Below are 13272 nucleotides of genomic sequence, written 5' to 3'. Positions count from 1 at the left end.
CGGGAATACCTCCCGATCCAATGCGTTTGCATACGTGTGCGGCACCGGCTCGCACACTTCCTTCATCCGTTCACGAGGAGAACCATGACCGACACCGCCACGACCGCACTCGAGATTCCCGGCTACCGCGAAGGCACCTGGGTGATCGACCCCGCCCACAGCGAGGTGGGTTTCAGCATCCGTCACCTGATGATCAGCAAGGTGAAGGGCAAGTTCGAGAGGTTCCAGGCGACGTTCGTCACGCCGGCCGACCCGTTCGAGGCGAGCGTGAGCGCCAGTGCCGAGGTGGCATCCATCTCCACCGGCGACCCGAACCGCGACGGCCACCTGCGCACCGGCGACTTCTTCGAGGCCGACACGCACCCGACGATCGACTTCGTCTCCACCGGGGTGCGCGTGGAGAACGGCGACTTCCTCGTCGACGGCGACCTGACCATCAAGGGCGTCACCAAGCCGGTCACGTTCGAGTTCGACTTCGGCGGTTTCGGGGCGGATGCCTACGGCAACTACAAGGCCGGCGCGAGCGCCAAGACGGTCGTCAACCGCGAGGACTTCGGCCTCACCTGGAACGCGGCACTGGAGACCGGCGGCATGCTGCTCGGCGACACCGTGACCATCACGATCGACCTGCAGGCAGCCCTCCAGGCCTGACTCGGGCACACGTCTCGCACCCGAACCGAGGTGCGCAACCCCGGTGTGGGTGCGAGGCGGCGTGATTAGGCTCGGCACATGGCGACCGAGATCACGACCATCGACTACACCGTTCCTGCCGACGTGTACGCGCGCTACGGAGCCGACTTCGATACCGAAGCAGTGAACGACGCCGTGCTGGCGGAGCTGAACGCGATCGTCCCCGAGGGCGTCGTCGTGCAGCGCAATGGCAGGGTGTACGCGGAGAAGGACGTCGAGGGTGTCGCCCGCGAGCTCGACTGGACCCAGCTTCTCGGCCACATCGACCTCGACCAGATTCTCGCCGCCCACGGGCGCTGAAACCGCGCTTGTCGCCGTTGCGACGACGGGCCCCGCCTGAGCTCACCGACCTGCTCCGTGAATGGGGAGTGGCAACACGATCCTTGTCGGCCGACACCGCCCACGAAAGAGACGAACACCACGATGGTCATCGTCGCGGTGAGCGGTGCTCGGCATCGTCGTCTGCTCCGACGCCGCTGACAACGTTCCGCCGCGCCCGCATCACGCCCACGAGCGACACGAGCGAGACGATCGCCCACACGCCTTCCAGCAGCAAGAACCCCCACTGCGCTTCGACCACAGCGTCGGCGGCGAGGATGCTAGAGCCCACCACGTTCAGCACGAGATAGGTCGCCGACTTCGGATTCAGAACACCCCATTGGGCGAGTGCGAATCCGGCCAGCACGAGTAGCGAGCCGACGACCTGGATGAGGATTCCCACGATGCTCTCCCGAGCGTCGTCGTCGGGTCCGGGTACGGCGCATCTCGTCCGGGGGGCGACGAGGGCGCCGATCCTCGGACACGGTACCCGAGTCGACTGTGCACACGCTGCACTTTCGTCGTCGAATCAGCCCGGCCGACGGTTCAGAGGGCGACCTCGTAGTGGATGAATCCGCTCCGCTGTGCCACCCGGTCGTAGAGGGAGCGGGCGGTCGCGTTCGTTTCGGCCGTCAGCCAGTACACCTTCGCCGAGCCGTGTTCCTCCGCCCACGCCCGCACATGCTCGATCAAGGCAGCACCCGCTCCCATGCGACGAGCGCCCGGCGCGACGAAGAGATCCTCGAGATAGCAGTAGTCCCTTCTCGTCCAGGTCGCGGCGTGGGTCAGCCAGTGCACCAGTCCGATCGCCCGCCCTTCCGCATCGCGAGCCAGTGCACCGTGGATCTCGGACTCGAGCACCCGGCTGAACAGCGAGTCGATCGTTGCCTCATCCAGATCTTCTTCGTAGAACACGAGGTAGCCGTGCAGCAGTTCGAGCCACTCGGCACGGTCTTCAGCGCGTACGGGCGTGATCGTCACCATTGAGAAAGCCTAGAGGCGATTGAGGGTCGCACGGGCGAGCTTGCTCGAACGGGCGGCCCGATCGAGTCTCTGAACGGCGAAGCCGTGATAGAGGCGATTGAGGGTCGCACGGGCGAGCTTGCTCGCACGGGCGGCCCGATTGAGTCTCTGAACGGCGAAGCCGTGATAGAGGCGATCGAGCGTCAGACCCAGCCGTTCAGCGCGCGCCGGAACCCGTCGAAGTCGTCCCGGTGCACGGTGTGCCCGGCGCCGGCGACGACGCGCACTTCGAAGCCGAGCAGACGCATCCGCTCGGCCACGGTCTCACTGACGAGGCGCGAGCGGTCGGCGAGCATCATCAACGACGGCACGCTCATGCGGTCGGGTGCGTTCAACGGCATCGCCCGACCGTCACCGAACCTGCGGAAGAAGCGTCGATCGAAGGCGGCGTAGTCCGACACCTCGATCTCGACGTCGTCCTTGTGCCAACGCGGATTGCTGCGTGCCACGGCTTTCGCAGGCCGGTTGAGAAGGCCGTGGAACAGCACCGGCGCCCCCGCACGCTGCCACCACGGCAGTCGAGTGCCGAGGAAGGCCGGGTCGATGTAGACGGCGCGACCGGGCTGCAGCCGCCGGATCAGACGCGACAATGTGAGCCCGCCCAGCGAGTGCCCGATCGCGAGCTCCGGCTTCAACGGCACGCTTTCGGCGATGCTCCGCACGAGGCCGGCGAGCGAATAGGTCTCCGATCGCGGGCTCTGGCCGTGTCCGGCAAGATCGACTGCCACCACACGGTACCCCTCATCGGCGAGAGCGGGTCCGAGCCTGTGCCAGGTGCGCGAACTGCTGAACAGTCCGTGCACGAGAACCGCGACCCGGTCGCCCGTGCCCCACTCGCGCGTGAAGAGCTGCATGACTCAAGAAGCTATGCCACTGTATTGTGCGGATGCCGCGGAATAGCATGACGCGCGCTAGGAGCTCGCCGTGAACGCGGTTGCTGCGGCGCTTGAACGCGGTGCGCTCCCGAAAGAGCCGGTGTCAGGCCGGCGAATGGAACTTCTGCTGCGCCACGATCAGGCCGTCAGTCGCCACGAGCTCGACAGCATCCGCAGCATCGGAGATGAGGCTCGGCAGCACCTGCCGTTGGGTGCTCGTGAAGGGGCTGAGCACGTGGTCTGCGGCATCGGTGCGTCCCGGCGGCCGGCCGACACCGACCCGCACCCGGGTGAAGTCGACACTGCGCAACGCACTCGCGATGTCGCGCACCCCGTTGTGGCCGCCATGACCGCCGCCGGACTTCAGCTTGATCGTGTCGAACGGGATGTCGAGCTCGTCGTGCACCACGATCAACCGATCCGGCTCAAGGGAGTAGAACCGCACGAGCTGTGCGACCGGCCCGCCCGACACGTTCATGAACGTGTTCGGCTTGGCCAGAACCAGGCGAGGGCCGCCGGGGACGATGCGCCCCTCGGCGACCCTCGAGTTGGTCTTGTGCGACTTGAACACGGCGGATGCGCGGCGTGCGAGCTCGTCCACCACCATCGCTCCGATGTTGTGGCGGGTGTGCTCGTACTGCGCGCCGGGGTTGCCGAGGCCGACGACGAGCCAAGGCTGTTCCGCCATGCGTGTTCTGTCCGGCCTGAACTACTCTGCGGACTCGGCGGATGCCTCGGTCTCGGCGGCCCCGGCCTCGGCGGCCGCGGCGGCCTCCTCCGTCGCCTCCGCGGCCGGCGCGGACGGCACCGTGATCGCCACGACGAGAACTTCGGCGTCGGTCAGCAGCGTGGCACCGCTGGGGAGCGTGACATCACCCGCGGTGATGTGCGTGCCCTCTTCAAGACCCTCGACGTCGACGACCAGGCGCTCGGGAATGTGCGTCGCCTCGGCCTCGATGTGGATGGTCGAGAGGTCTTGCACGACGATGGTGCCGGAGAACGGCTCGCCCTCCACGTGCACCGGAACCTCGACCTGGACCTTCTCGCCGCGACGCACGATGATGAGGTCGATGTGCTCGATGATCTGGTGCACCGGGTCCTTCTGCACGTCCTTCACGAGGGCGAGCTGGGACGTGCCTGCGATGTCGAGATCGAGCACGGCGTTCGCCTTGCGCAGGATCAGCCCGAGCTGGTGCGCGGGCAGGGTGAGGTGCTGAGGGTCGCTGCCGTGCCCGTACAGCACGGCGGGGATCTTGCCCGCCGCACGGATCTTGCGCGCTGCGCCCTTGCCGAATCGGTCGCGGGCTTCCGCGACCACCTTGTTGCTGTCGTCAGCCATGGTGATGTCTCGCTTTCGGTGGGCTACAGCGGCCCACATCAATTTGAAGGGATTCGTTGTCAACTCGTGCTGCATGTCAGCGTGAGGACAGACGTGAGCCTGGTCCACCGCGTCGATCACGGATTCCTGCGCCTAAGGCCGCGGGAATCCCTCGCCGAAGTTCGGTGCACCAGTCTACATGCCGCTCGTCGAGCGTGTCGAAGCCGTCGCGGCGAGGAACGGGTTTCGACGAGCTCAGCCGGCGGTACTCTTTGGGCCGAAGGCATCCGCGCAGAGTTCGGGGAGGATCGCCTCAGGGCCGCTGTCGAGCCCGCGCCGCGCGAACCAGGTGCACACGTTCCGCACGTCGCGTCGGAAAACGCGGATCACCAGTCGTGCATCGAGCCGTCGAGCAGACGGTTCACCGGGAGGTATGCACCGGAATAGGGATACGCCACCGCGACCTCGTCGTCGTAGTCGACGCCGAGCCCCGGGGCATCCGATGGGTTCAGCATGCCATTCTGGAAGGAGTAGGTGGTGCGGAACACCTCGTGCGTGACGGGTGCATGCCGCATGTACTCCTGGATGCCGAAGTTCGGGATCGCCAGACCCAGATGGATCGCTGCCGCCAGCCCGACCGGTGAGATGTCGGTCGGACCGTGCGCACCGGACTTGATCTGGTAGACCGCGGCGTAGTCGAAGATGCGACGCAGGCCGGTGATGCCGCCCGCGTGAGTGACGGGGCTGCGCACGTAGTCGATGAGCTGCTCCTCGAACAGCTCGCGGTAGTCCCAGATGGTGTTGAAGACCTCGCCGATCGCGAGCGGCGTCGTGGTGTGCTCGCGCACCCGGCGCAGCACCGCCTGGTTCTCGGCGGGTGTGACATCTTCGAGCCAGAACAGGTCATACGGTTCCAGCGACTTGCCGAGCTTCGCCGCCTGGATGGGCGTGAGCCGATGATGCGCATCGTGCAGCAGAGGGAGCTCGGGCCCGAACTCGCTCCGCACCGCCTCGAACACACCTGGAATGTGCCGGAGGTAGGCGCGCGTGTCCCAGGTCTCCTCGACAGGCAGGGCGCTTCGCCGCGCCGGCTCGTAGTCGTAGCGGGCATCCGTACCGGCTTCAGTACCCGCTTGGGCGTTGCGACTGTGCGCGACGCCGTACACCGAAGGCAGGCCAGGGACGCCGGTCTGGATGCGTATCGCGCGATATCCCTCATCGAGATGCTCGCGGATCGAGTCGAACAACTCGGGCAGCTCGAGCCCGGATGCGTGCCCGTACACCAGTAGTCCGTCGCGGCTCCGCCCGCCGAGCAGTTGGTAGAGCGGCATTCCCGCAGTCTTCGCCTTGATGTCCCAGAGAGCGGTGTCGACGGCGGCGATGGCGGCCATCGTGACCGGTCCTCGGCGCCAGTACGCGCCGCGGTAGAGGTACTGCCAGGTGTCTTCGATGCGACTCGCGTCGCGCCCGATGAGGAGCGGGACGACATGCTCTTTCAGGTAAGCGTCCACCGCGAGTTCGCGGCCGTTCAGCGTGGCATCGCCGAGTCCCGTGAGCCCGTCGTCGGTGGTGATGCGGAGGGTGACGAAGTTGCGGCCAGGGCTCGCGACGAGCACCTCGGCGGACTGGATCAGCATTGAGAACTCCTACTCGAAGGTCTTTCGCAGGCTATCCGAGGGCATTCGTGGTCTCGTTGCGACAGGCTCGACCAACGGATGCGGGGCTTCAACTTGCGGCAACTCGCCAGGCGAGGCCCGGTTGCAGCGCATCGAGTGCCTCGGCCAGGTCGAGGCCGCGAGCGCTCCCCCACGACTCGACCGTGGCGAGGCAGGCTCGCCCCGGGTCGTTCCCGACCGCCAGCCTGGCGGCCACGATCGCCGCCTGCCGCTGGCGCAGCTTCTGCAGGCTCCCGTCATCGATCTGGGTCAGCCGGTGCGCGATCCGCGGGTTGGAGAACCGGGTGCGCAGGGCGCAGAGGAAGGCATCCGTCGTCTCGTCGTCGAACGGGAGTACAACCCTTGCTTCGGCCCACAGGGCTTCGAGAAGCATGCGGCACTCAGGGTCGGCGAAGGCCTCGGCCACGGTCTCATGGCCGCGCGGGATCCCCATGGCGGCCAGCATCGTGTGGCCTGCGTTGAGCAGCCAGAGCTTGCGACGCTCGTACGGCTCGATGTCGTCGACGAAATGCGTTCCGACGCGCTCCCATTCCGGGCGGCCGGCGGGGAAGGCACCGCTGACCATCCACTCGCTGAACGGCTCCGCGACGACCGGAGCCGTGTCGTCGTATCCCGTGAGGTCGCGCATCATCGCGCGGTCGGCATCCGTGGTGTCGGGGGTGATGCGGTCGACCATGGTGGAGACGAACGAGACGTTGTCGCCGATCCAGCTCGCCAACTCCTCGTCATCGACCTCGGTCAGCACGGCGCGACGCAGCGCCTCGCCGTTGCCACTCAGGTTGTCGCAGCTGACGAGCGCGATCGGGCCGGCGGATGCCCGCGCCCGGGCGGCGAGGCCGCGCACGATCCGCGCGCCCGCGCTCTCGCCGACGGTCACGGCGCCGGTGTCGTGAGCAGTCTCGTACCCGCGTTCCGTCACAGTCACGGTGAGCACGGCCACGGCCGACTCTGCCAGCGTGGCTTCCCACTCGGCGCTCGCACCGTCGTGGGCGCGCACGATCGACTGCACGATTTCGGCGGTGTCGCCGTCTGCAGCCCTGGTGATGAGGCCGTAGACGCAGTCCTGCGCGGCGAGCATTTCTGCCGCGCGCGGCGAACGACCCGTGAAAGCCGCGATGCCCCAGCCGTCGGAAGCACCGGAATCGGTGTCGGGCAGCGCGTTCACGTGCTGCGTGTACCAGGCCTGATGCGCGCGATGGAAGTGCCCCAGCCCCAGGTGTGCGAGACGCACGGGGGGTCGGAATGTGCGCGCCTCAGCGACGGACGGCATCCGCGCCTTCCGCCTCGGCGTCTGAAATGGTGCGCCCGTCTGCAACTTCGGCCATCGCCCGATCGTCCCAGCTCGGGGAGGCGAGCGTCGCGGCCACCTCAGCGGGAGTCCACCGCGGAGTCGAGGCGGCGAAGACCGAGGATTTCATGCGATGACTTCGGCAATCGTCGTCTCGGTGTGCACGTCCTCATCGTCGTATGTCCCCTCGAGCACGTCGTCGACGAGCACCTCGCGGCCGAGCGTTGCCGAGAGGTACACCGCGCGCACGACGGCGAGCGACAGCAGCGCGTCGGCGACGGTGACACCCGGCGCACGACGGTTGCGGATGGCGTCGACGATGTCGTCGTACTGCCTGCGGTGTCCCACGACGAAAGCGTCCGCTCCGCGCGGACTGCCGTACAGTTCGGATGCCTCCACCAGCTCGGCGGCCCGGTTCTCGCCCGCGTCGCGGGTGGGGTCGGCGTTGCTGTGCGCGTCTGCCATGCCCCCGGATGCGAAGTAGGCGAGCTGGTCGTTCTCGATCACCGCAGAGCCGCTCGAGCCGTGCACCTGCACCCGGACGGTCAGTCCTGGATACGCGGCCGTCGTGGCGTGCAGCACCGCGATGGCGCCGTTCTCGAAGCGCACGGTGGCCACGGCGGTGTCTTCCACCTCGATGCGCTCGTGGGCGAGACGGGCGGTGTGCGCGTAGACGGCCACCGGTCGACCCATGAACCACACCAGCAGATCGACGGTGTGCACACCCTGATTCATGACGGCCCCGCCGCCGTCGAGCTCCCACGTGCCGCGCCACTGGCCGGAGTCGTAGTACTCCTGGGTGCGCCACCACGCGACGGATGCCACGGCACTGGTCAGCACGCCGAGTCCGCCGGAGTGCGCCGCGCGCGCCACGATCACCGAGGCCGGGTCGAACCGGTGCTGGCTGATCACGGTGGCGACGAGTCCGCGCTTCGCGGCCTCCTCGGCGAGATCGCAGAAGCGCCTGGCGCGCGGCACGGAGACGTCGAGCGGTTTCTCGATGACGACGTTGCTTCCGGCGCGCAGCGCGATTTCCGCCAGGCGAACGTGCAGCCCGCTCGGCGTGAGCACGACGACGATGTCGACCGCATGTTCCGCCAGCGCCTCCTCGAGATCGGCGAACAGCGCGGGCCGGGGCATCCCGACCTCTTCGACGAGGGTGGCGACGCGTTCGACGGCGGGCGTGACGGGGTCGACGAGCGCGACGATCGTCACGTCGTCACGGGTCGCGAAGGCTCGCACGTGGTTCTCGGCGATGACGCCGCAGCCGACGATCATGGCGGTGAGCATGGCTGTGGCGCCCTGACCTGCTTCGACGTTCATGCTGGGTTGACCCCGATCTCGGTGAGCAGACGGTCGAATGCCCGGGCGGCAGTACCGAATGCACGTGGACCGGAGAAGCCGCCGAGCGCGAACCCATCTGCGAGGTGCGGCTCGAGGGAGGCGAAGCCGCGGTAACCCTCATCCCGCAACGCTGTCACTGTTTCCAGAAGCTCACCGTCACCCTGGCCGGCCGGCACAACCGTGCCGTCGGCGAACAACGCATCCTTCACCTGCAGGTACTCGACGTGCTCGTGAAGCAGGGGCCAGGCATCCGTGAACGGTCGTACGCCGCACTGCACGAAGTTGGCGTTGTCCCAGGCCAGGCGCAGAGCGTCGGATCCCACCGACTCGACGATGTCGAGCACCCGTTCGGGCACGTCGCCGTAGATCTCCTTCTCGTTCTCGTGCAGCAGCACGACACCCTCCCGTTCGGCGAGGTCGGCGAGCGCACGAATTCGCACGATCACGTCGTCGCGGATCGCCTCCGCCGGAATGCCCTCGCCCCGGTAGAACGAGAAGATGCGCACGTAGCGCGCGCCGAGCACGTGGGCTGCGCCGATCGCTCGCGAGAGGCGTTCCACCTCGTGCTCGACGGGCAGCGAGACATCCACTTTGCCGATCGGCGATGCGATGGCGGAGACGCCGAAGCCCGCGGCGTCGATCGTCGCTTTGAGGGCCGTGAGCCTCTCGTCGTCGAGCTCGACGATGTTCACGCCCCAGGCGCTGCGCACCTCGATGTGCCGGGCGCCGAGCGCTTCCAGCACGGCCAGTTGCACCTGTGGCGACTCGTCGATCTCGTCGCCGAATCCGGAAAGGCTCCAGGTGATGTCGTCGCCCGGGGAGGAAGAACTCATGTCTTCGACATTAGGCAGCACCCGCGAAACGTTGCAATCGTTTGCCAGTCGTTGCCAAGACGGGGCCTGGCGAGGCGACATCGGCGGCGGAGATGGTCGGGTCTCGAGAGAGTTGTCAGCTGATCATCTCGTGAAATCCGGTCAGCACCGAACTGCCGCCGGTGATGCCGAAGACCTCGAGCGAGAGGATGCGCGACACCGGCACCGAACCGTCCGACGACGGCGGATGCTGAATGTCGTATTGCACGGCCTTCCCGTTGTCGAGCACAGCCTTGAACGACGCGAGGTACGTATTCACACCGCCGCTGAACGCCATGGATGTCGCCACGGTGTCGGTGCCCGCCCCGTTCGCATCGCGTGTGTCGAGCCGGAATCCCGGGATGGTCACGCTGCTCATCGACAGCTTCAGCACGGTCGCCGTGCCGCCGTCGGAAAACCGCACAGTGGCGAGACCGAGGTAGCGCAACCCTGAGAACGACAGCGACGAGCCCTGCAGGAGTGCGGGCTTTCCGGTGAAGACCGGCGACTGGGATGCCGGTGCGATCAGCGTCGGTCCGGTCGGAGTGGAAGGCGTGGCGACGTCGCCGTTGCCGCCACCATTGCCAGAGGTCGGCAACGGGGCGGGAGTCGATGGCGAGCCGGGCGTGGCCGTCGATGTGGGCGTCGGCGACGGGGCGGGCGCCGGCTTCGAGCAGTCCCCGATGACGCCGAGGATGCAGACGCCGCTCGCCTCGGCGGCGGCGGCAGACTGCGGATGCTCCGCGACAAGCCCGAGGCTCATCACGGCTGCGAGCGCCACGGCGAGTGCTCCGCCGGCGGCCCGTCGCGTGGTGTCACCGCCTCGCCGACGTCGCCCCCGCTTCGCGGAAGGTCCAGAGGCTGGCTGCGAGGATGCGCCAGGGGCAGCTGAATTCTCGGGACGCGTCTTCGCCACCTCCGCCGACGGCGCGGCATCATCGTCACCGCGGTCGCGGTCGTCGGCAACTGCGTTCGCGGCGCCGTCAGCACCCTTGGGCATCCACGAGACGATCAGCACGCCCCCGACACTGGCGAGGATCATGCCGACGAAGAAGCCGCCGAGGTTCACACCGACGAGTGAGTACACCGCCACTACGAGCGCGATGACGCCATAGAAGATGCGGTGCTGCGGCATGAGCACCGCGAGCACGCCGAGAACCACGAGCACGATCGGGATGAGCATGGCCTGGAATCCCTCGATCCCGACCTGCACACGCATCGCGCCCACCGACAGCTGACCGGAGAAGAACATCTCGACGCCGCCGAGCACCGTCAGCAATCCGCCGATGAACGTCCGCTGCCGGGACCACGCGACGAACGCGTGCCACCCATCGTCGAGTCTCTGCATCGTCTCGTGCTCGTTCAGAAGCAGGTCGTCTTGCCGTCGGTCAATTGCAGGTGCAGCCCGGCGAGATTGAAGACGGATGCCTGAGTGCTCCACGCCGTCTGCTTGAGGTTCTTGATCTCCACCGAGTCGGCATCCTGCGCGAAGTCGCCTACCGATCCCTTGGCGCTGGTGTTCACGGTCGATGCGTCAACGCCGATGCGGATGTTGTTGAACGTCGCGTCGCCCTGCAGGTCGGTCATGCCGATCTGCATGTTCGTCGCTGTGGCCGGTGTGCCGCCACCGCCCGCGGTGATCTTCAAGCCCACCGGCATGCCCGGAACCACCACCGACTGGCACAGGTCGTACAACTTCGCTGTGGCGATGTTGGCGACCGAGACCGGATGCGACGTGCCATCCTTCTGCGTCACCGTTCCGGCGTACTGCGAGAAGCCCGTGCCGTCCAGCTGCGAGGCCGCGACCTGGAACGTCGAACCCGAGACCGTGAACGCGACAGGAACCGCACCGTTGGCAACACCTGTCATCAGAAGGCTCGCGGCGATGCCGACCGGTATGGCGGCAAGAGCGACGCGCCCAGCACGCTTCGCCGTCAGGGAACGTAGCTTCATAGATCCTCCTCGATCCGTGCGGCGCCTGGATGCCGACGCTTACTGACGCCGTGTCAGTAACTATTTACCATGAGTCAACAGCATTCGCCAGTCGAAGTTGTCGACCCGCGGACGGGGCACACGGCAGATCAGCGGATTCACCCGACGGGAATCGAGACCGCCCAGTCGGCTGCCGCCGCTGCCCCATATCGCGGCACCGCCACTCACGGGCTCGGTGGAGCCGCCGTTCCGGCCGAGCTCGCGCCAGCGGCCCACGATCGCCCATATCCTCGAAACCATGCCCCCCGAGCGCCGCATTCGCATGACGCCCGACGAACGCCGCGCGCAGCTCGTCGCTCTCGGGGTGGCCGCACTGGCCGACCGGCCACTGGATCAGCTGAACGTCGAAGACCTCTCGGCGAAGGCGGGCGTCTCACGCGGCCTGCTGTTCTATTACTTCGACTCGAAGCAGGGATTCCACCGCGAGGTCGTGCGCGCCGCACGCGATGGCATGCTCAATGCGACCGAGCCGCAGCTCGACCTTCCTCCGCTCGAGCGGCTGCACACGACGCTGGAGAAGATCGTGGCGTTCGTGCGCGAGCATCGCAGCACGTTCGTCTCGCTCGTGCACGGCGTCGCCAGCGGCGACAAGGAGGTGCGCGCGGTCGTCGATGAGGCGGAGCAGATTCAGACACAGCGTGTCATCGCCGTCTTCTCCGAGTTGGGCGTGCCGCAGTCGCCGCTGCTCACCGTGGCTCTGCGCGCATGGGTCGCCTTCGCCGAACAGGCGCTGGTCGATGGGGAGCTGGGCGCCGGGCCGGAGCACGATGACGACGCAGCCGCGTTCGTGACCTTCCTCGAGCGCACGGCCCTCGCGATCGTCGAGTCGGTCGCGGGCCCTGTTCAGCACTGACCGCCGCAGGCGTTCTCGCGAGACTGCACGGCCACCCCGAGCCAGCGGGTGTCGCCCGATGTCTCGGAGCGGGCGTGCAGTCTCGCGGGCTACAGCGCGGCAGGTGCGGCAGCGGATGCCCTGCTCGACACACGCACGAGACCCGATTTCACTTCACGCTTCCCGCGGTGAGGCCACCGACCAGCCAGCGCTGCAGACACAAGTAGAGGATCACGACGGGAGCCGCGCAGATCAACGACGCGGCCATGAGCTGTCCATACAGCGGCAAGGAGCCTCCCGCCTGCGAAGCACTGAAGATGTTGAGCGCAATCGAGACGGTCTGCGTGTCTGAGTTGGTCATCACCGAGGCGAAGAGCACATCGTTCCAGCCCAGCAGGAACGAGAAGATGCCGGCGACCACGATCCCCGGCCAGCTCAAAGGCACGACGATCTGACGCACGACACGCACGTTGGATGCACCGTCCATGCGGGCAGCCTCTTCCAGTTCTCGAGGAAGCCCTCGCAGATATGTCACCATCACCCAGGTGGCGAACGGCAGAGCAAACGTGAGGTAGGTCACGAACAGGCCCCACCTGGTACCGATCACCTGAACCCCCACGTAGGTGGTGAACGACGAGAACACCACGAAGAGCGGAAGCACGAGCAGAGTACCGGGGATCGACTGCAGGATCAGCATGGATCGCAGAACCGTTCGACGACCGAGGAACGTGAACCGGACGAGCACGTAGGCGGAGACCGTGGCAATGGCAGTTGCGACGACCGCCGTCGATCCCGCGACGATGATGCTGTTGACCATTCCATTGGCCAGGCCGACGGTCGTCCAGATCTTCGCGTAGTTGACGAGCGTGAATGAGGAGGGAAAGTACTCGCCGCTCGCCACGCCGAGATCGGAATTGACCGATCCGAACACCACGAACATCATGGGCAGCGCGATGATGCCCAGGATCACCACGATGACGACGGTGCGGAGCCAGATCGGCACGAGCACGCCGATCCCGGCGGTAGCGCGTCGTCGCTTCCTCCCAGAGACGGTCGATGTCATCG

At 67.0% G+C, this 13272-nt stretch carries 16 protein-coding genes and 1 riboswitch; of the genes, 3 read left to right on the top strand and 13 right to left on the bottom strand.

The genetic code is table 11. The features are described 5' to 3' along the window. Positions 1 to 84 precede the first annotated feature (84 nt). Both ACYVDK_RS11015 and ACYVDK_RS11010 read left to right on the top strand, forming a co-directional pair. Positions 85 to 651: a YceI family protein gene (locus tag ACYVDK_RS11015; RefSeq protein ID WP_460521619.1), complete on the top strand. Its 567-nt coding sequence runs from the start codon at positions 85 to 87 to the stop codon at positions 649 to 651. A gap of 78 nt (positions 652 to 729) precedes the next feature. Next, positions 730 to 990: a hypothetical protein gene (locus tag ACYVDK_RS11010; protein WP_460521617.1), complete on the top strand. Its 261-nt coding sequence runs from the start codon at positions 730 to 732 to the stop codon at positions 988 to 990. Between the two features lie 127 nt (positions 991 to 1117). Here ACYVDK_RS11010 and ACYVDK_RS11005 read toward each other — a convergent pair whose 3' ends face one another. From ACYVDK_RS11005 to ACYVDK_RS10950, 12 genes are all read right to left on the bottom strand, one after another. After that, positions 1118 to 1411: a CBU_0592 family membrane protein gene (locus ACYVDK_RS11005; RefSeq protein ID WP_460521615.1), complete on the bottom strand. Its 294-nt coding sequence runs from the start codon at positions 1409 to 1411 to the stop codon at positions 1118 to 1120. A gap of 10 nt (positions 1412 to 1421) precedes the next feature. After that, positions 1422 to 1485: riboswitch (guanidine-III (ykkC-III) riboswitch) on the bottom strand. Between the two features lie 69 nt (positions 1486 to 1554). Beyond that, positions 1555 to 1992 (bottom strand): GNAT family N-acetyltransferase, encoded by a 438-nt coding sequence (locus ACYVDK_RS11000; protein WP_460521613.1) that lies wholly within the window; start codon positions 1990 to 1992, stop codon positions 1555 to 1557. A gap of 182 nt (positions 1993 to 2174) precedes the next feature. After that, complete coding sequence (locus ACYVDK_RS10995; RefSeq protein ID WP_460521611.1) at positions 2175 to 2885, bottom strand: alpha/beta fold hydrolase; 711 nt, start codon at positions 2883 to 2885, stop codon at positions 2175 to 2177. A 124-nt stretch (positions 2886 to 3009) separates the two neighbouring features. Further along, positions 3010 to 3594: an aminoacyl-tRNA hydrolase gene (gene pth / locus ACYVDK_RS10990; protein WP_460521609.1), complete on the bottom strand. Its 585-nt coding sequence runs from the start codon at positions 3592 to 3594 to the stop codon at positions 3010 to 3012. A gap of 21 nt (positions 3595 to 3615) precedes the next feature. Continuing rightward, positions 3616 to 4245: a 50S ribosomal protein L25/general stress protein Ctc gene (locus ACYVDK_RS10985; RefSeq protein WP_460521607.1), complete on the bottom strand. Its 630-nt coding sequence runs from the start codon at positions 4243 to 4245 to the stop codon at positions 3616 to 3618. A gap of 365 nt (positions 4246 to 4610) precedes the next feature. Then, the gene (manD, locus tag ACYVDK_RS10980) at positions 4611 to 5861 is read right to left on the bottom strand and encodes a D-galactonate dehydratase family protein (RefSeq protein ID WP_460521605.1); all 1251 of its coding nucleotides are present in this window, start codon (positions 5859 to 5861) and stop codon (positions 4611 to 4613) included. 88 nt (positions 5862 to 5949) lie between these two features. After that, on the bottom strand, positions 5950 to 7131 hold the full coding sequence (locus tag ACYVDK_RS10975) for a mannitol dehydrogenase family protein (RefSeq protein WP_460521603.1): 1182 nt from the start codon (positions 7129 to 7131) through the stop codon (positions 5950 to 5952). A 22-nt stretch (positions 7132 to 7153) separates the two neighbouring features. Continuing rightward, on the bottom strand, positions 7154 to 7318 hold the full coding sequence (locus ACYVDK_RS10970; protein ID WP_460521601.1) for a hypothetical protein: 165 nt from the start codon (positions 7316 to 7318) through the stop codon (positions 7154 to 7156). Next, positions 7315 to 8511: a Gfo/Idh/MocA family protein gene (locus ACYVDK_RS10965; RefSeq protein WP_460521599.1), complete on the bottom strand. Its 1197-nt coding sequence runs from the start codon at positions 8509 to 8511 to the stop codon at positions 7315 to 7317. Before ACYVDK_RS10965 ends, ACYVDK_RS10970 begins: the two co-directional genes overlap by 4 nt. Next, positions 8508 to 9365, bottom strand: a complete 858-nt coding sequence (locus tag ACYVDK_RS10960) for a sugar phosphate isomerase/epimerase family protein (protein WP_460521597.1) — start codon at positions 9363 to 9365, stop codon at positions 8508 to 8510. The genes ACYVDK_RS10965 and ACYVDK_RS10960 overlap by 4 nt, the downstream gene beginning before the upstream one ends. A 115-nt stretch (positions 9366 to 9480) precedes the next feature. Beyond that, positions 9481 to 10731: a DUF6114 domain-containing protein gene (locus tag ACYVDK_RS10955; protein WP_460521595.1), complete on the bottom strand. Its 1251-nt coding sequence runs from the start codon at positions 10729 to 10731 to the stop codon at positions 9481 to 9483. Positions 10732 to 10745: 14 nt separating this feature from the next. Then, positions 10746 to 11336 carry a DUF6230 family protein gene (locus ACYVDK_RS10950; RefSeq protein ID WP_460521593.1) on the bottom strand — a complete coding sequence of 197 codons (591 nt, stop codon included), beginning with the start codon at positions 11334 to 11336 and terminating at the stop codon, positions 10746 to 10748. A gap of 277 nt (positions 11337 to 11613) precedes the next feature. On the opposite strand from ACYVDK_RS10950, the gene ACYVDK_RS10945 reads away from it, so the two are divergent. Further along, entirely contained in the window at positions 11614 to 12228 is a 615-nt protein-coding gene (locus ACYVDK_RS10945; RefSeq protein ID WP_460521591.1) for a TetR/AcrR family transcriptional regulator, read from the top strand. Between the two features lie 148 nt (positions 12229 to 12376). Here the strand turns inward: ACYVDK_RS10945 and ACYVDK_RS10940 are convergent, their stop codons facing one another. Next, complete coding sequence (locus ACYVDK_RS10940; protein ID WP_460521589.1) at positions 12377 to 13270, bottom strand: carbohydrate ABC transporter permease; 894 nt, start codon at positions 13268 to 13270, stop codon at positions 12377 to 12379. Positions 13271 to 13272 lie beyond the last annotated feature (2 nt).

The organism is Humibacter antri (genome assembly GCF_054777235.1).
The sequence above is the reverse complement of the archived record's forward strand: the minus strand, read 5'-3'. Positions and strand labels throughout refer to the sequence as shown.